We start from the raw sequence: 17,722 nt of genomic DNA on the forward strand, positions 1-17,722 counted from the left end.
GCACCTCCGACCGGCGCGCCCGATCCGGCAGGTCTGCCCCGGTTCCACCCGGTTCGCAGGTATTTTCGGCTGGTGCGCATGCGCCACGCGGTTCTGGAGATGATCACGGCGGCCTTGGCCACCCTGGTCGCCGGGCTGTCGTTGCTGTTGCCCAAAGGCTTCCGCTGGGCCTCGCAGACCTCGGTGCTGCAACTGGATATGCTCGCCGCCAGTCAACCGCGGGCCATCGCCGTGGGCGCCATCGTGGCGCTGATCGTCGCGGTCTTCGCCACCACCGTCAACCATGCGCTGGTCGCCTGGGGCACGGCGCTGTGCGGAGTGGTGACCATGCTCCTGGCGCATCTGCTCGCCGAGAGCGGCGACCAGAGCATCGCGCCGGCCACACTGAATTATCTGGAGGCGCTGGCGGGCGGGATTCTGCTGGGCGGGATCGCGGTCGCGGTGCTGCGCGGCTGGTTGCAGGTGTTCGGCTGGACCCTGGGCGGGCTCGCGGCGGTGGTCTTCGGCCAGGTCGGTTCGACCTCCACGGGCACCGTGCGGCGCGGAACGATGAGCGCGCCGGGCTGGTCGACCACCACGCTGCCGCCGCTGTGGCTGATCATGATCACACTCGTCCTCGTGATCGTCGGCATGGTTGTCAATCGCCACCAGGACACCGTGGAACGCCGCTCGGTCGAATTGCCCATGGCGCCGATCGTCGCGGGCCTGGTCTTCGTGATCAGTCGGGTGTTCAGTGCGGAATGGCTTGCTCGGCACTCCGCCAGTACCGGGAATATCGTCTTCGCCGCGTCCTTGGCGCTGACCGCGGCCGTAGTGGCGGCTTTTCTGCTGCCGCGGCGCGACGGTGTATTGATCTTGCTCGCGGTCGCATTGTCGGCGGTGGGCGGAGCGCTGCTACCGGCCCGGCTGCCGTGGTGGTCGGTCGCACCCCTGGTGTTGTTGATCGCCCTCGGGCTGGTCGCAGGATTCCGGCGCCCGATGCCGATGCTCGCCGCCGCGGCGTTGGCGGGGATGGCGTTGTACTGTGCGCTGGTCACCGGGCACCGGATCGCCGGCGGCCTGCAGACCGCGATGCTGAGCGGGCTGCTGGCGGCGGTGGCCGGTTACTGTTTCGGCAGTGCCGCACCGCGCTACAACCCGACTCGGGTGCTCGGTATGGCGATCGTGTTCGTGCCCTCGGTGGTAACCGCCCTGCGCGATCACCTCGACCGGCCACAGTGCGTCTCCGACCCCGGCCAGTGGTACCTGTGCCCGGCCCCGGCGATGAGTTCGGCGGCGCCCTATTGGACCGCATTGGGGATCACAGTGGGCTGCACGGCGGGCCTGCTCGCCGTGCGCTATTGGCGCAAGCCGACCACCACCGAATCGGTAGCCGATATATAGCCATCGCCTCTGGAAGGTCTCGCTCCGGGCCGCGCCGGATCCGGCCGTGACCACTGAAGCCCGGAGTCAGCAGTAGGATCGGGGCGCCACCACCCCGCCGCCGACCGACGGAGTGACGTTTGCTCGCCATCCTGCTAGCCCATGCTTCGGCCGCCCTGCTCGCACCGCCCGCTGTGCGCGTATGGGGAAGGCGCGGATTCTACCCGATCGCGCTGGCACCACTGGCGGGACTGGTGTGGGTGATCGCGAACTGGAACAGCGACACCGAGGTCCGGATCGCCTGGGCGCCGGAGATCCACATGAATTGGGATCTGCGGCTGGACAGCCTCGCCTCCATCATGTCGGTGCTGGTCCTCGGCGTGGGGGCCCTGGTCCTGGTTTACTGCGCCGAATATTTCGACGACGACGACCGAGCCCGCCTGGGCATCTTCGCCGGATATCTGGTGGCCTTCGCCGGGGCCATGTTCGGGCTGGTGGTCAGCGACAACATGCTGGTGCTGTTCACCTTCTGGGAGCTCACCACGGTGCTGTCGTTCCTGCTGGTGGGCCATCACGCGGAACAGAGCACCGGCCGCCGCGCGGCGCTGCAGGCGCTGCTGGTCACGGCCGCGGGCGGGTTGGCGATGCTGGTCGGCCTGGTGCTGCTCGCCCAGCGCTGCGGCAGCTACCTGCTGTCGGATGTGGTGGCCCGGGCCGATCCGCACGACTGGTCGGCCAATGTCGCGGTCGTGCTGATCCTGATCGGCGCGTTGAGCAAATCGGCGATCGTGCCCCTGCACTTCTGGCTGCCCGGCGCGATGATCGCGCCCACCCCGGTGAGCGCCTATCTGCACGCCGCCGCGATGGTGAAGGCCGGTATCTACCTGGTGGCGCGTCTTGCCCCGGGCCTGTCCGAGGCCCCGGTGTGGCATCCGATCGTGCTGACCCTCGGCATCCTGTCGATGCTGCTGGCCGGACTCCGATCACTGCAGGTCTACGACCTCAAACTGGTGCTCGCCTTCGGCACGGTGAGTCAGCTCGGATTCCTGCTGGTCCTGGTCGGCACCGGAACCCCGGAGGCGGCGCTGGCCGGTGCGGCGTTGCTGGTCGCGCACGCGCTGTTCAAGGGATGCCTGTTCATGGTGGTCGGCATCATCGACCACAGTGCCGGCACCCGCGATCTGCGCCGGCTCTCCGGCATCGGGCGCCGCGCGCCGGTCCTGTGCGCGGTCGCGGCGGTCGCCGCGCTGAGCATGGCCGCGATTCCACCGTTGTTCGGATTCGTCGGCAAGGAAAGTGCTTTCGCCGCCGAACTCGACGCGGGCAATCTGAGCGCAGCGGTTCGGATCGCCGTCACGATCGGCATCGTGCTCGGGTCGATGTTCACCGTCGGCTACAGCGCGCGCATGGTCTGGGGAGCGTTCGGTACGAAACGCGCCGCCGAGGGCGTGCCCGAGCCGGAGCGGTCCTGGCATCGCCCGAGTGCGCTGTTCGTCGCGCCGCCGGCCGTACTGGCCGTGGCCTCGCTGGCCGCCGGTCTCGCCTCGCCCTGGATGGACCGGCTGCTCTCGCCGTACGCCCGCACACTGGGACCGCTGGAGACGCATCTGGCGCTGTGGCACGGCTGGGGCACCCCGCTCACCCTCACCCTGATCGCCATCGCCTGCGGTCTGGTGCTGTTCGAGATCCGCGACCGGATCGGCGAATCGGTGAATCCGCGTCTCGGCAATGCCGACCGGGTCTACGACGCCGTGCTGCGCAGGATGGATCAACTGTCCCTGCGGATGACCGGTGCCACCCAGCGCGGTTCGCTGCCGCTGAATCAGGGCCTGATCCTGATTACGGTCGTGGCACTTCCGTTGGTCCTGCTGTTCATCGGCGCGCGTTCGCGCATCTCGGTGCGGGCGTGGGATTCCTCACTACAGCTGGTGATCGCGGTGGTGATGGCCGCGATGGCGCTGGGCGCCACCATCATGCGCAACCGGCTCGCCAGCGTGCTGCTCGTCGGGGTCACCGGCTACGGCTGCGGTGTGATCTTCGCCCTGCACGGCGCGCCGGATCTCGCGCTCACCCAATTCCTGGTCGAGACACTGACTTTGGTGATCTTCGTGCTGGTGCTGCGCAAGTTCTCCGCCGAGATCGAACCCAGCCGCACCGCCGCCCTGAAGGTACGCCGCGCCGTGCTGTCCGCGGCGGTCGGCGCGGCGGTGGTGATCGTGGCGGCCTTCGCCACCGCGGCCCGCAGCACGGAACCGATCTGGCATCGAATCCCGCCCGCCGCATACAGTTTCGGCGGCGGGAAGAACGCGGTGAACGTCCTGCTCGTCGACATCCGGGCGTGGGACACCCTCGGTGAGATCTCGGTGCTGGTGGTCGCGGCGACCGGCGTCGCCTCGCTGATGTTCCGCAGCCGCCGGTTCGGCACCCTGCCGCGTGTCTCCGACGCCCCCGGCTACACCCCCGATCCGGATCGGGCCTACTGGTTGCGGGCCAGTCCACTGGTCGCCCCGCGGCACCGGTCGATGGTGATGGCGATGACCACCCGGATGCTGTTCCCCACCATCATGGTGCTGTCGGCGTATTTCTTCTTCGCCGGGCACAACGCGCCGGGCGGCGGCTTCGCCGGCGGTCTCACCGCCGGATTGGCCCTGGTCCTGCGCTATCTGGCCGGTGGCCGCTACGAACTGGCCGAGGCGCTGCCGGTCGACGCGGGACATGTGCTGGGCGCCGGGCTGGTGCTGTCGGCGGGCACCGCGACCGGATCGCTGCTGCTGGGCGCGCCGCCGCTGTCCTCGGCCATCGTCGAGGTCACCCTGCCGGTGCTCGGGCACGTCAAATTCGTCACGGCGATGCTGTTCGACCTGGGCGTGTACCTGATCGTGGTGGGTCTGGTCCTGGACGTGCTGCGCAGTCTCGGCGCTCGCCTCGATATCGAATTCCTGGACGGCACAACGTCTTCGACGAAGGGAGGGATGCGATGAGCGCGAACATCACCATGCTGGCCCTGATCGGGATCATGGTCGCCTGCGGGGTGTACCTGGTGCTCGAACGCGCGGTGTCGAAGATGCTGCTGGGGCTGATCCTGTTCGGCAATGCGGTGAACCTGCTGATCCTCACCATGAGCGGCCCGGACGGACGGCCGCCGATACTCGGCGAGTCGGACCGGCGACATCACGATCCGGCCGATCCGCTCGCGCAGGCGATGATTCTCACCTCGATCGTCATCACCATGGGTTTGGCGGCATTCGTTCTCGCCCTGGCCTATCGGGCCTTCGCGCTGACCACCACGGAACAGGTCGAGGACGACCCCGAGGACGTGAAGGTCGCCGCGCAACGCGGGGGCGAGGATCCCGAACGATGAGCCTGTCCCCCGGTCTGCTCCCCGCCCTCTGCCCGCTGCCGGTGCTGATTCCGCTGCTCACCGCGGCCGCGACCCTGATCGTGGGTCGCAAAGCACGCGTACAGCAGGCGATTTCGGTCGCGGCGCTGACGGTGGTGGTCGCGATCTCCGGGGTGCTGCTGTATCTGGCCGACCGTGACGGCATGGGTGCGGTGCAGGTCGGCCGCTGGGAGACGCCGATCGGTATCACGCTGGTGGTCGACCGACTCTCGGCGGGCATGCTGCTGGTGTCGTCGATCGTGCTGCTCGCGGTGTTGGTCTTCGCGGTCGGGCAGGGTATCAGCGACGGCACCGAACGCCAGCCCACCTCGATCTTCCAGCCGACGTATCTGATTCTGAGCGCGGGTGTTTCGCTCGCCTTCCTGGCCGGTGACCTGTTCAATCTGTTCGTCGGGTTCGAGGTGCTGCTGGCCGCGTCCTTCGTCCTGCTGACGCTGGGCGCGAGCGCCGACCGGGTCCGGGCCGGGGTGTCGTATGTGATGGTGTCGATGGTGTCGTCGCTGATCTTCCTCACCGGCATCGCACTGGCGTACGCGGCGACGGGCACCCTGAATCTGGCCGATATGTCGGTGCGAATGGGCACGGTGCCGCTGGGTGTGCGCAGCGCGATCTGCGCGGTGCTGCTGGTGGCGTTCGGCATCAAGGCCGCGGTGTTCCCGCTGTCGAACTGGCTGCCGGATTCGTATCCGACCGCGCCCGCACCCGTGACGGCGGTCTTCGCGGGTTTGCTGACGAAAGTCGGTGTCTACGCCATCATCCGGGTGCATGCCCTGCTGCTGCCGGCTGGCACCTTCGACAACGTGCTGCTGGTGTGCGGTCTGCTCACCATGGTGATCGGCATCCTGGGCGCGATCGCGCAGAGCGACATCAAACGTCTGCTGTCGTTCACCCTGGTCAGCCATATCGGTTATCTGATGTTCGGGGTGGGGCTGAACTCCGTCGGCGGCACCACCGGCACGGTCTTCTATGTGGTGCACCACATTCTGGTCCAGACCACGCTGTTCCTGGTGGTGGGCCTGATCGAGCGGCAGGCCGGATCGGCGTCGCTGAGCCGGTTGGGCGGATTGCTGGCGGCGAGTCCGGCGCTGGCCCTGCTGTTCGGCATCCCGGCGCTCAATCTCGGTGGTATTCCGCCCTTTTCCGGATATATCGGCAAGGTGCGGCTGTTGCAGGCGGGTGCCGCCGACGGGAGCGTGCTGGCCTGGATGCTGATCGCCGGCGCGGTGACGACCAGCCTGCTCACGCTGTACGTCATGGCGCGGGTGTGGAGTAAAGCGTTCTGGCGCCCGCGCGTCCAGGCCCCGGAGGGTGAACTGGCCGATGCCGCCCCCTCGGCGCTGATCGACGAATCCACCGATGTGCTGTTCGACGACCGCGTCGACCCCGGCCGCATGCCCCGGCTGATGGTGGCTCCGACAGCGGCGTTGATCGTGGTCGCGCTCGCACTCACGGTGTTCGCCGGGCCGATCCTGGGCATCTGTCAGCGCGCGGCCGAAGATCTCAACGATCCGCACCGATATCTGGACACCGTGCTCGGCCCGCCGGAGACGTGGCAGTCGGGAGGGAACCGATGACGCGGGAACGACTGGTTCGCATCGGCGTGCTGATCTGGCTGGCCGTCGTCTACACCGCGCTGTGGGGTAATGCCAGCGTGGCCAATCTGCTCGCCGGGCTGGTGGTCGGCATTCTGATCATGGTGCTGCTGCCGCTGCCGCGGGTTCCGGTGAACGGCGGGCTACGGGTGCTGCCGCTGATCGAATTGGTCGTGCTCACCGCCTACTACGCGATCGAATCCAGTTTTCAGATCGCGTGGTTCGCGGTGCGACCCGCCGGTGCGCCGGTGTCGGGCGTGCTGCGGGTGCGGCTCGCGATCGACTCGGATCTGGTGCTGGTGCTGTGCGCCGATGTGCTCAATCTGATCCCCGGCACCATGGTGCTCGAACTGGACCGGGTGGCCGGGGTCGCGTGGGTGCACGTCCTCGATGTCGGCAGCGACGACGCGGTCGAGAAGTTCTACTACATCACCCGCCGGTTGGAAGGCCTGCTGATCAGGGCCTTCGAAGGCAGACCACAGGAGGCAGCGTGAGCGACCATTGCGCAGCGGCTCGCGCTGCCGGCCGGGTGCGGGTGTCCCGCAAATTACAGGAGGCAAATCCATGACCTTCGTCGCGATCGTGGCGGGCATACTCCTGGCTATCGCCGCGGCTTTCACGTCCTTCCGGGTGCTGGCCGGTCCCGGCACCCTGGACCGGGTCGTCGGCATCGATTCGCTGGTCGGCATCGCCGCGGCCGGATTGGCGGTGTGGGCCGCCTACAGCGACGACACCACGGTGGTGCCGGGCATCGTCGCGCTGTCGCTGGTCGGCTTCCTGGGATCGGCCGCGGTCACGCGTTTCCGGGTTCGGGACGACAAATGAGCGGCATGTTCCATACCGCGCTGATCTGGTTGTCGTACGCGACCATCCTGGTCGGGGCGTTCCTCGCCGCCACCGCGGCGATCGCGATCGTGCGCTTCCCCGACACCCTCTCGCGCATGCACGCCGCGACGAAACCTCAAGTCGTCGGCCTGATTCTGATGCTGGTCGGTTCGGCGATCCAGCTGCGCGGCCATCCCAACGTCTGGATGTTGGTGCTCGTCGGCTTGTTCACACTCGTCACCGCACCGGCCATCGCCCACCTGGTCGGCCGGACGGCCTATCGGGAGCAGCGCCACCGCGACGGACTGCTGCTGATCAACGAGATGGGCGACGAGGACCTTCCCGACGACTGAAAGCCCTACGCCGCGACCGGTTCCGCCACGTCCGCGACCGTGCGCGCGAACCAGGTGCGATAGAACGCCGATACGAATCCGGCGAACAGGCCGAGCGCGATGATCCCGGCGGGCAGCGGATAGTCGGCCATCCACACCGCCAGATACCGATAGGCGAGCAGCAAGCCGGCCAGCAGGGTGAATCCGGCGGCGACCAGCAGTGCGCGCGCTCGATCCCAGCCGCGCTCGGGGGCGCGCAACACCGATTCCACGGTCAGGGCGAGCACCGCACCCGCCAGCAGGTCGGCGCCGTAGTGGTAGCCGAACCCCAGAGTGGCCGACACCGTCGCCAGCAGCCAGAACGCTCCGCCCCAGCGCACCCAGCGCGGCGCCGGCGCACCGTCGTTGTCGCGGCGGGTGTGCAGGAAAACCGCGGTCGCCCAGGCGGTGTGCATCGAGGGCATGCAGTTGCGCGGCGTGTACCGGTCGAACGGCATCGGTTTCGGGTGATAGTCGATGGGCGGTACGAGGTGTGGCCAATAGTCGCCGACCTGCAGACCATGTCCGTCCGGTCCGTAGGCGAACATCGGCCCGACCACGGGAAAGATCAGATAGATCACGGGGCCGACCAGTCCCAGCACCAGGAAGGTGCGCACCAGATAGTGCCGGGGCCACACCCCGGTGGGCACGACCTTGCGCAGCTGCCAGACCGCCACCACCATCGCGGCCACCGGCAATTCGATGTAGACCCAGTGCAATACGCCGTAGACCACCGACCCCAGGGCGTCGATCACCCGGCCCATCACCCATGCGGGCTCACCGAAGGCGTGATCGGCCAGCACCAGATAGCGGTCGCGGACGTTCGGGCCGGCCACCACCGTGAAGTGCAGCCATACATCTCCGACCTTGGTGGCGATGATCAGCAGCGATCCCAGCGCCGCCGCGTGCAGGGCATTGCGTTTGGGGGCGCCCTCCCAGCCGAGCCAGGCGATCAGCACCACCGCGGTGAGTGCGATGACCGCACCGTTGCCGATGGTCAGGGGACCGCCGAGCAGCACGCGAATCGACGCGCAGACGGCATCGACGATCACCGCCACGCCGACGGCGGTGAACCGCCATCGCCACGACAATCCGACCAGCGCCAGTGCCAGCCCCGCCCACGGCACGGAGACCGATTTGGGCGTACCGGCGAAATCCTCCCAGAGGCTGTGCAGCGGGCCCTCGAAGTTGTTGCGCACGGCCACGATCTGCAATGCGACCAGCAACGCCGGCACCGCCGTGACCAGCACCCAGACCGCGTGCTGCGACGACCATTTCCGGAACCGTCCACGGCGAGCGTTACCGAAGTCGGAACGCGGATCATCGAGCAGCACCCGATCATCGTAAACAGGCGATGAACGCCGCCCCTCGCACAGCGGAAACGTCGGCGACGGATGTGATCTGCGCCATGGTCGCTCCGCGCTCGCCGCGACAACCTTTCCCTAAGCGATCATTAGGGTCGCGCTGCCAGAGTTCGAGCCATGTTCACTTGGTATGTCGCACTGCTCGCGATCAGCGGAATCGTCATGATCGCCATGGCGTCGGTGAAGCAGGGGCAGAGCAGCGCGTCACGATCCTTCAACGGCATCTTCGGCGGCATCTTCCTCGGCTACGCCTTCTATCTCGCCGTTCTCTTCGACGGCGGCTCGTACCTGATCTTTTTCCACGCGTTCATCGTTCCGGTGACGATGGTGGTGAACTTCTTCCGCAACCGGACGCCCCGCCCGAAGCTCACCGAAACTCAGAAGGCCTGGCGCGAATTCCAGCGCGCCGGACAACACCGATAGTCGGCGCCACCCGGGGCCGTCTCACCGAATCGACTCAGCTGTTCAATTCCTTGACCAGGGCGTCCACCACCGCGACCAGATCGCCCTGCGCGGCCGCCGCCACTCGCCGCTGGCGTTGATACGACGCCCCGCGGTCGACGATATCGGGCACCCGCGCCAGTTCGTTCTCGCACTGCAACAGTTTCGCGGTGGGCTGCAATCGATCCAGCAGATCCATCAGATCGTCGGTGACCAGCCGCTCGTTGCTGTCGGAGTCGGTGATGATGATCGCGTCCAGGCCGTAACGCGCCGCGCGCCACTTGTTCTCCTGCACGTGCCACGGCGGCAGGGTGGGCATGGTCTCCCCCGCCTCCACCCGGCGATCCAGATCCACGATCAGGCAGTGGATGAGTGCGACGAGTGCGGAAAGTTCGAAGCGGCTGGGGATTCCGTCGCAGACGCGGACCTCGATGGTCCCCCACTTCGGCGCGGGACGGATATCCCAGTGCATGCCGCCGAGCTGTTCGAACACACCGGTTTTCATCTGGTCGTGCACGAAAGACTCGAACTGCGACCAGTTCTCGAACTGGAACGGCAATCCGGCGGTCGGCAACTGCTGGAACATCAGGGCGCGATTGCTCGCGTACCCGGTATCGATGCCGGCCCACATCGGCGAGGACGCCGACAGCGCCAGCAGATGAGGATACGAGAGCAGCAGCGTGTTGAGAATCGGAAAGACCTTCTCCGGGTGCGAGACTCCCACGTGCACGTGCACGCCCCAGATCAGCATCTGGCGGCCCCACCACTGGGTGCGGCTGATCAGTTCGTCGTAATGCTCGGAGCGGGTCAGCTGTTGCGTCGACCACTGGGCGAACGGATGGGTGCCCGCGCAGAACAGGTCCACACCGACCCGGTCGGCGGCCGCGCGCACGGTGTCCATCGTGGCGTGCATCTCATCGACCACCTCGCCGACGGTGTCGTGGACACCGCTGACGAGTTCGACCGTGTTCTTCAGCAGTTCCTTGGTGACATGCGGCGGGCCGTTGGGCGCCCGCAGATCACCGACCTGATCGAAGACCGCGGCGGCCGTATTGGAGAGATTGCGCGTCTGCTTGTCGACGAGCGCGATCTCCCATTCGACGCCCAGCGTCGGGCGGGGCGAGCCGTTCCAGGGAACCGTTCGAGAGCCAGCCCCACCCATGACGAATCCGCTCTTACCCGATGACGCCGCAGGCGACCCGGCCGCCCGCGTCGCCGGTTGCCAGAGTCTCGGCATCGGGCCCGGGCGCGCCACCGTTGGCCTGCTGGTAGCGGTTCGGGATGTTGCCGAAGTTGTCGGCGCCGGCGTGGATCATCAGCGCCTTGCCCTTGATCTGGTCCAGCGTCACGGAGTCGGTGGTGGTCACCAGCTTCGCGGTGCCGTCCTTGCCGACCTCGAGCGAGGTCAGATCGCCGCTGGACGGATGGGCGTTCGATTCGCCCACCTGGAGGTGGCCACCGGCGGAGAGGAAGTTGCCCGGCGCGCCGCCGGCCGGGGCGGTGGAGTTCGGCTCACACTTGCCGTTCTGGTGGATGTGCAGGCCGTGGAAGCCCGGCTGCAGGCCGTGCGCGTCGACGGTGATCTGCAGCTTGTCGCCGGACTTGGCGATGGTGGCGGTGCCGACCTGCGCGCCGGAGGGGTCCTTCAACTGCACCGAGACCGAATCGCCGGAGGGCGCGTTCTGCGCGGCGGTGGTGCCGGAGTTCTCCGCCGGGCCGGCGGTACCGGTCCACACCGCGGGGGTGGTCCCCTTGACGTCGCTCGACTCCTGGCTGTTGCTGCATGCGACCAGGCCGAAAGCCGCGATCGCCAGCATCGGTGTCACAGTCCGCCAGGAGGGGCGACGGGTTGCGGAGGGGGCCATCGGAGAACTCCTTTACGAGTACCGAGTTTACGAGTAGTGCTGGTTGAACAGATTCCTTACCGGACAAGATGATGCCAGAGGCGTTATGCACCGCACTGGTGGGGCTCGGTTGGGTTCTAGTTACCGGTGACGATGACGATCACGCCCGGCGGCGAGTCCGCGATTCCGGCGAAACGCGGCTCGGCCGATACTCCCAGTTCGTTCGCGATCGCCTGGGCGGTCTCCCGTTCGTGCGGGGAATTTCCGTAGTAGACAGTTGTTTTCGCGATCACACCGCCGGGGTAGTTGCCGGTCTCGGTGACGTCGAAGCCCGCCGCGGTGAGCTGGCTCCCGGTCTTGGAGGCCAGGCCGGCGACGGTGCTGTTGTTCAGCACCCGGACCGGGACCGTCTTGTCCACACCGGCCGCGGTGCTGGTCGGCGCCGCGGTGGTCGTGGTGAGCGTGGTCGCCGGCGCCGCGGTGGAGGTGGCCGCCGTCGTCGAGGGGGCCGTGGCGGCGGCCCGGGTGGTGGTGACCGGGGCGGTCGTGGTCTCGGTATCCGACGAGGTCTCCGCGGCAGCGGAATCGGAAGTCGAGTTCGACAGCGCCATCGCGCCGAGGCCCGCGAAGACGATGGCCAGCGCGATCAGCACCATCGCGAGTGCTCGCAGCGGCGGTCCACCGGAGGGCGGATTCGGGTTGCTCACGGTGTCGACCCTAGTCGCAGGGATGAGCGGGCGCGTGCATCGGACATCGGCCGATCAGACCTGGAAGCCCAGCCGCCGCGCCGCCCGCGATTTCTGCCGGCTGGCCCGCAACCGGCGCAGCCGTTTCACCAGCATCGGATCGGCGGCCAGCGCCTCGGGCTTGTCGACGACGGCGTTCAAGACCTGGTAGTAGCGGGTGGCGGACATGGCGAACAGCTCCCGGATGGCTTCTTCCTTGGCGCCGGCGTACTTCCACCACTTGCGCTCGAAATCGAGGATGTCGAGTTCGCGGCGGGTGAGACCGTCTACCGCGGCCCCCTCGGAGGCGCCCTCGACCACCGCGCCGGAGGCGCCCTCGACCGCCGCGCCGGAGGCGCCCTCGACCACTGCCACGATCTCTTCGCTCGCGGAGCTGTCCTCGCTTGCGGATAGATTCCGGGCCGCTGCGCTGTCCATATTGCTCCCTCGCCGAATCAACAACGGACGACAGTCGTCGTCATTCAACCACGCGGCACACCCCTTCACCGAGGCGTCGTACGGCGTGTCGGGCCGTACACGCGGCGCCGCGTAAAGTGTGCCACCATGGCGATTCTCCCGATCCGCATCGTCGGCGATCCGGTTCTGCACAACCCGACCCGGCAGGTGTCGCAGTCGCCGGCCGAACTCGCCGGCCTGATCGCGGACATGTACGAAACCCTCGACGCCGCCAACGGAGTCGGGCTGGCCGCCAATCAGGTCGGTGAATCGCTGCGGCTGTTCGTCTACGACTGCCCGGACGTGCAGCCCGACGGCTCGGTACGGCGGCGGCGCGGCGCGGTGATCAATCCGGTGCTGGAGACCTCCGAGATCCCCGAGACCATGCCCGATCCCGACGACGACGAGGAAGGCTGCCTCTCGGTTCCGGGTGAGCAGTTCCCCACCGGCCGCGCGGACTGGGCGCGGGTCACCGGCACCGACGAACACGGCGAGCCGGTCACGATCGAGGGCAAGGGTTTCTTCGCCCGCATGCTCCAGCACGAGGTCGGTCACCTCGACGGATTCCTCTATGTGGACGTGCTGATCGGCCGCAATGCCCGCGCCGCGAAGAAGGCGATCAAGCGCAACGGCTGGGGCACACCGGGTTTGAGCTGGGTGCCGGGCGAGGTGCCGGATCCGTTCGGGCATGACGACTGACCGTCCCGATATCCCGCTCGGGCGCCGTGTGGTGGTGCGGTACCGCCTGCCCGAGGGGGATCCACAGCAGTTCACGGATGTGATCGGCGAGCTGGTCGCACCGGATCCGGTGCAGGTCCGCACCGCCGACGGCACCACCGTGACGATCGCCCCCGATCGGGTGGTGGCGATGAAAGCCCTGGGGCCCCGCCCGATCCGGATCGGTGAGATCCGCGCGCTGGAAGCGGCCGCGATCGACGGCTGGCCCGGGCTCGAGCGGGCCTGGTTCGACGGCTGGCTGTGCAGCACCGGCAACGGATACACCCATCGCGCGAATTCCGCTGTGCCACTGGGTGAGTCGGGCCGCAACGCCGCGCTCGACATGCGCACGCTGCATCGCATCGGCGAGTGGTACACCGAACACGGTCTGCCGCTGCAACTTCGGCTTCCCGATCGCCTGGCGCCGGTGCCGCCGGGCTGGCGCACTTGGGGCGAGACGATGGTGCTCGGCATCGACATCGCCACTTTCGTCCTGCCGCAGGGTCCGTCGATGGTCCGCATCGACGATCGTCCGCACCCGGCATGGCTGGAATTGCACCGGCACCGCGGGGAGGACACCGTCGACGTGGCCGCGCCGCTGCCCGACACCGACGTGCTGACCGCGGTCCGCGACGGTGAACTCGGTTTCGCCGCGTTGGGCCTGCCGACTCCGCTGGCGATCGGCCGCGGCGCCCTCACCACCGCCCCCGACGGCCGCCGCTGGATCGGCCTGAGCTGTCTCGCGGTCGCCGCACCCCACCGCCGCCACGGCCTGGGCACCCTCGTCTGCGCCGAACTGATCAATTGGGGTTACAAACGCGGCGCCACCCACGCCTACGTCCAGGTGGAGGCGGACAACGCCGCCGCCCTCGCGATGTACCGGGAGATGGGCTTCGTCGACCACCACACCTACCGCTACGCCGCCCCGGACCCCGACGCCGGCCGCCACCGCCGGGAGTGAACCCGCCGACTAATCTCGTCTCATGCGGTTGGCCACCTGGAATGTGAATTCGATTCGATCTCGCGTGGATCGGGTCGTGTCGTGGCTGGACCGCGCCGATATCGATGTGCTGGCCATCCAGGAAACCAAATGCCGCGACGACCAGTTCCCGGCCGAGCGGTTCGAAGAGGCCGGCTACGAGATCGTGCACACCGGATTCAGCCAGTGGAACGGGGTGGCGATCGCCTCCCGGGTGGGCATCGACGAGGTCGAGGTCACCTTCCCCGGCCAGCCCGGATTCGACAAGGACGCCGAGGCCTCGCTGCTGAGCGCCCCGGTGGTGGAGGCGCGGGCGATCGGCGCCACCTGCGGCGGCGTGCGGGTGTGGAGTCTGTACGTACCCAACGGACGTACCCTGACCGATCCGCACTACACCTACAAGCTGGAATGGCTTGCGGCCCTGCGTGATTCCGGAGCGGCCTGGTTGCGGTCCGATCCGTCGGCGCAGATCGCGCTGTGCGGCGACTGGAATATCGCCCCCACCGACGACGACGTATGGTCGCCGGAGTTCTTCGCGCACAAGACGCACACCTCGGCACCGGAGCGGGCCGCGTTCGAGGCCGTCGTGGCGGCGGGATTCACCGATGTGATGCGCCCGTTCGCCCCCGGCCCGGGTGTCTACACCTACTGGGACTACACCCAGCTGCGCTTTCCGCGTAAGGAGGGTATGCGCATCGATTTCGTCCTCGCCTCACCCGCGCTGTGCGCCCGCGCCGTCGATGCCGGGGTCGATCGCGAGGAACGAAAAGGTAAGGGCGCCAGCGATCATGCGCCCGTGGTGGTCGAATTCTCGGAGTCGCCGGCGCTTCCGGAGCAGGGCGGGCCGGAGGTCAGCTCTGCCGGGTCTTGATGGCGTCGTGGGAGATGTAGACGTCGTAGCTGCCGGGCATCGCGATCACCGCGTTGCCGTATGCCGAGCGGATGAACGGTTCGGTGTACCAGCTGTGATCGCGCATATCGGTGAAGAAGTCACCGTCGCCGCCGTTGAGCATGGTCTGGTGCTGGCTCACCGCGGCACCGTCGAGCCGCTGGCCGTAGAGCCGGGTCACCTTGTAGCCGGAATGGAAACCGAGTGCGTTGACCCACGGCTCCAATTCCACGATATCGGCCTGTAGCACCCACAGATCGCCCTCGATCCGGTAGGTCCGACGGGTCTCGTCGTGATGTCCGTCGCCGTAGAGGGTGAGCTCCACATCGAGGGTATGGTCGCTGCCCGCAACGCTTTTCGCGACGACGTGCGCGGCCTTCACCTCTCCGGTCAGGCCGAGGTAGGTCTGCAGCAGTGTCACCGCCCACAGCAGGACGACCGCCACCAGCAGCACCACCAGCCCGCTCGCGCCGCGCCCGATATGCCTGCGCCAGCCCGCTTTCCGGGCGCGGAGGACGGCCGTGACCAGCAGCGCGATCGCGACGACGAAGAGCATCGCCAGCAATGCCTGGATCCAGCCGAAGGCCATCGGGAACACCATGCCGACAGTTGTACCCGCATTCGGGTACCGCACGCGGGCGAGTCGGACACGAATACGCCACGGCCGGCCGGGATTTCCCGGCCGGCCGTGTGCGCGATGGGGGTGGCGAACTCAGCGCTACGGTCGCCTCCGGCTCAGAAGGCGCCCTCCTCCAGCGCCATGATGTCGGTGTCGAGGTTCTCCACGACGGCCCGCACACCACTCAGCAGCGGCAGCTGGTTCTTGGCGAACCACGATGCGACACCGACCTTTCCGGTGTAGAACAGCCGATCCTTCTCCGAGGGCTGTCCGGCCAGCGCGGCCTGCGCGACCTGCGCCTGCGCCAGGAGCCGCCAGCCGATGACGAGATCACCCACGGCATGCAGGAAACGCACCGAACCGAGTCCGACCTTGTAGATCTCCTCCGGCGTCTGCGCCGCGGCCACCAGATAGCCGGTGAGCGCGGTCGCCATCGCCTGCACATCCGCGAGGGCGGCGCCCAGCAGGGTCTTCTCCGCCTTCAAGGTGTCGGGCTCGCTCTCGACGAACTGCTGCACCAGTCCGGCCACGTGTGCCAGGGCCACGCCCTTGTCGCGAACGATCTTGCGGAAGAAGAAGTCCTGCGCCTGGATCGCGGTCGTGCCCTCGTACAGCGAGTCGATCTTCACGTCGCGGATGTACTGCTCGATCGGGTAGTCCTGCAGGTATCCCGATCCACCGAAGGTCTGCAGCGACTCGGTGAGGGTTTCGTACGCGCGTTCCGAGCCCACACCCTTGACGATCGGCAGCAGCAGGTCGTTGACCCGCGCCGCGGTATCGGGGTCGGCGCCGAAGTTCGCCTGTGCCACATCGTCGTTCTGATAGGCCGCGCAGTACAGGTACAGCGCCCGCAGACCCTCCGCATAGGACTTCTGCAGCGCCAGGCTGCGCCGGACGTCCGGGTGGTGGGTGATGGTGACGCGCGGGGCGGTCTTGTCGGCCATCTGGGTCAGGTCGGCGCCCTGGACACGGGACTTCGCGTACTCCAGCGCGTTCAGGTAGCCGGTGGACAGCGTTCCCGCCGACAGCACGCCGACCATCATGCGCGCGTTCTCGATGACCTTGAACATCTGGGCGATGCCGTTGTGCACGTCGCCGACCAGATAACCGATCGCGGGCTTGTCGCCACCGTAGGTCAGCTCACAGGTGGGCGAGGACTTGATGCCCATCTTGTGTTCGAGATTGGTCACCAGCACGCCGTTGCGCTCGCCCAATTCCATTGTCTGCGAATCGAACAGATACTTCGGCACCACGAACAGCGACAGGCCCTTGGTCCCCGGGCCGGCGCCCTCGGGCCGCGCCAGGGTGAGGTGGAAGATGTTGTCGGCGGTATCGCCGACGTCGCCGCCGGAGATGAAGCGCTTCACGCCTTCGATGTGCCAGGTGCCGTCGGGCTGCTGGACGGCCTTGGTGCGGCCCATGCCGACATCCGATCCGGCATCCGGTTCGGTGAGGACCATCGTTCCGCCCCAGCGGTTTTCCCAGGCGTGCTCGGCCCACCGCCGCTGTTCCTCGGTGCCCTCGCGGTACAGCACCTGGTGCATGAGCGGGCCCATATTGAAGAAGCTGGCCGAATTGTTCGCCGCGACGATCATTTCCTGGATGGCCCAGATCAGCGGCGACGGGGCTTCGACACCGCCCATGTCCTCGGGCATACCCAGCCCGGACCAGCCGGCCTCGTTGACCGCCGCGACCGTCTTGCGCAGGGGGTCCGGCACGGTGACCTCGTGCCTGGCGGCGTCGAACGAGATCGGATTGCGGTCGGCGTCGACGAACGATTCGGCTACCGGTCCCTCCGCCAACCGCTGCACCTCGGTGAGCATTCCGCGCGCGGTTTCGGTATCCAGATCGCCGTACGCGCCGGCTTCCAGCAACGCACCGATCCCCAGCACCTCGAACAAGTTGAACTCGATATCCCGAAGGTTCGCCTTGTAGTGCGACACGCTCAGGGCCTCCTCGCCATCGTGGGATGTTCTCCGTCGGAGGTTGCCGTACCCGGGTTCACTTACGCAACCGTAACCGGCCGAGACTAGAGAATTCGGGGTAACTTATGCGGACGGAACAGTCCATCCGCGATTCACTTTCCTCAATCGCGCGCCACCTCGCGGCAATTTGCTCGGAATGTGCTCGCATTCGAT

General features: G+C 67.6%; 18 protein-coding genes. 11 read left to right on the plus strand and 7 right to left on the minus strand.

Annotated features, from left to right (window positions below; genetic code table 11):
- The first annotated feature begins 72 nt into the window (after positions 1-72).
- From NA3_RS32315 to mnhG, 7 genes are all read left to right on the plus strand, one after another.
- The gene (locus tag NA3_RS32315; protein ID WP_128145609.1) at positions 73-1,383 is read left to right on the plus strand and encodes a hypothetical protein; all 1,311 of its coding nucleotides are present in this window, start codon (positions 73-75) and stop codon (positions 1,381-1,383) included.
- Positions 1,384-1,502: 119 nt separating this feature from the next.
- Positions 1,503-4,343 carry a Na+/H+ antiporter subunit A gene (locus tag NA3_RS32320; protein ID WP_084492054.1) on the plus strand — a complete coding sequence of 947 codons (2,841 nt, stop codon included), beginning with the start codon at positions 1,503-1,505 and terminating at the stop codon, positions 4,341-4,343.
- Positions 4,340-4,723: a Na(+)/H(+) antiporter subunit C gene (locus tag NA3_RS32325; RefSeq protein ID WP_062968216.1), complete on the plus strand. Its 384-nt coding sequence runs from the start codon at positions 4,340-4,342 to the stop codon at positions 4,721-4,723. Before NA3_RS32320 ends, NA3_RS32325 begins: the two co-directional genes overlap by 4 nt.
- Entirely contained in the window at positions 4,720-6,336 is a 1,617-nt protein-coding gene (locus NA3_RS32330; RefSeq protein ID WP_062968218.1) for a Na+/H+ antiporter subunit D, read from the plus strand. Before NA3_RS32325 ends, NA3_RS32330 begins: the two co-directional genes overlap by 4 nt.
- The gene (locus NA3_RS32335) at positions 6,333-6,848 is read left to right on the plus strand and encodes a Na+/H+ antiporter subunit E (protein WP_062968219.1); all 516 of its coding nucleotides are present in this window, start codon (positions 6,333-6,335) and stop codon (positions 6,846-6,848) included. The genes NA3_RS32330 and NA3_RS32335 overlap by 4 nt, the downstream gene beginning before the upstream one ends.
- 70 nt (positions 6,849-6,918) lie before the next feature.
- Positions 6,919-7,179 (plus strand): monovalent cation/H+ antiporter complex subunit F, encoded by a 261-nt coding sequence (locus NA3_RS32340; RefSeq protein WP_062968221.1) that lies wholly within the window; start codon positions 6,919-6,921, stop codon positions 7,177-7,179.
- Positions 7,176-7,532, plus strand: a complete 357-nt coding sequence (gene mnhG / locus NA3_RS32345) for a monovalent cation/H(+) antiporter subunit G (protein ID WP_084492055.1) — start codon at positions 7,176-7,178, stop codon at positions 7,530-7,532. Before NA3_RS32340 ends, mnhG begins: the two co-directional genes overlap by 4 nt.
- Before the next feature lie 5 nt (positions 7,533-7,537).
- On the opposite strand, the gene NA3_RS32350 is transcribed toward mnhG, so the two are convergent.
- The gene (locus NA3_RS32350; protein ID WP_084492056.1) at positions 7,538-8,884 is read right to left on the minus strand and encodes a phosphatase PAP2 family protein; all 1,347 of its coding nucleotides are present in this window, start codon (positions 8,882-8,884) and stop codon (positions 7,538-7,540) included.
- 147 nt (positions 8,885-9,031) lie between these two features.
- On the opposite strand from NA3_RS32350, the gene NA3_RS32355 reads away from it, so the two are divergent.
- The gene (locus NA3_RS32355; RefSeq protein ID WP_062968223.1) at positions 9,032-9,337 is read left to right on the plus strand and encodes a hypothetical protein; all 306 of its coding nucleotides are present in this window, start codon (positions 9,032-9,034) and stop codon (positions 9,335-9,337) included.
- Between the two features lie 34 nt (positions 9,338-9,371).
- Here NA3_RS32355 and NA3_RS32360 read toward each other — a convergent pair whose 3' ends face one another.
- From NA3_RS32360 to napA, 4 genes are all read right to left on the minus strand, one after another.
- Positions 9,372-10,517: a glutamate--cysteine ligase gene (locus NA3_RS32360; protein ID WP_062968225.1), complete on the minus strand. Its 1,146-nt coding sequence runs from the start codon at positions 10,515-10,517 to the stop codon at positions 9,372-9,374.
- A gap of 13 nt (positions 10,518-10,530) precedes the next feature.
- A complete protein-coding gene (gene sodC / locus NA3_RS32365; protein WP_062968227.1) occupies positions 10,531-11,220 on the minus strand; it encodes a superoxide dismutase[Cu-Zn] in 690 nt (229 codons plus the stop codon).
- Positions 11,221-11,336: 116 nt separating this feature from the next.
- Entirely contained in the window at positions 11,337-11,906 is a 570-nt protein-coding gene (locus NA3_RS32370) for a LytR C-terminal domain-containing protein (protein ID WP_062968229.1), read from the minus strand.
- A 54-nt stretch (positions 11,907-11,960) separates the two neighbouring features.
- Positions 11,961-12,362: a nucleoid-associated protein NapA gene (gene napA, locus NA3_RS32375; RefSeq protein WP_062968231.1), complete on the minus strand. Its 402-nt coding sequence runs from the start codon at positions 12,360-12,362 to the stop codon at positions 11,961-11,963.
- A 126-nt stretch (positions 12,363-12,488) separates the two neighbouring features.
- Here napA and NA3_RS32380 point away from each other — a divergent pair, with 126 nt between their 5' ends.
- Genes NA3_RS32380 through NA3_RS32390 form a run of 3 tightly spaced genes read left to right on the plus strand, consistent with a single transcriptional unit; the run spans position 12,489 to position 14,947 of the window.
- Entirely contained in the window at positions 12,489-13,079 is a 591-nt protein-coding gene (locus NA3_RS32380) for a peptide deformylase (protein WP_062968234.1), read from the plus strand.
- A complete protein-coding gene (locus NA3_RS32385) occupies positions 13,069-14,058 on the plus strand; it encodes an N-acetylglutamate synthase, CG3035 family (protein WP_062968236.1) in 990 nt (329 codons plus the stop codon). Before NA3_RS32380 ends, NA3_RS32385 begins: the two co-directional genes overlap by 11 nt.
- Positions 14,059-14,080: 22 nt before the next feature.
- Entirely contained in the window at positions 14,081-14,947 is an 867-nt protein-coding gene (locus tag NA3_RS32390) for an exodeoxyribonuclease III (RefSeq protein WP_062968239.1), read from the plus strand.
- On the opposite strand, the gene NA3_RS32395 is transcribed toward NA3_RS32390, so the two are convergent.
- Positions 14,928-15,566, minus strand: coding sequence for a hypothetical protein (locus NA3_RS32395; RefSeq protein ID WP_062968241.1), 639 nt, complete (start codon positions 15,564-15,566; stop codon positions 14,928-14,930). The genes NA3_RS32390 and NA3_RS32395 overlap by 20 nt on opposite strands.
- A gap of 134 nt (positions 15,567-15,700) precedes the next feature.
- Entirely contained in the window at positions 15,701-17,527 is a 1,827-nt protein-coding gene (locus NA3_RS32400; protein ID WP_062968243.1) for an acyl-CoA dehydrogenase, read from the minus strand.
- Between the last annotated feature and the right edge of the window lie 195 nt (positions 17,528-17,722).

Origin of the sequence: Nocardia africana NBRC 100379 (assembly GCF_001612635.1) — a bacterium.
In the GTDB taxonomy this organism is placed as follows: domain Bacteria; phylum Actinomycetota; class Actinomycetes; order Mycobacteriales; family Mycobacteriaceae; genus Nocardia; species Nocardia africana.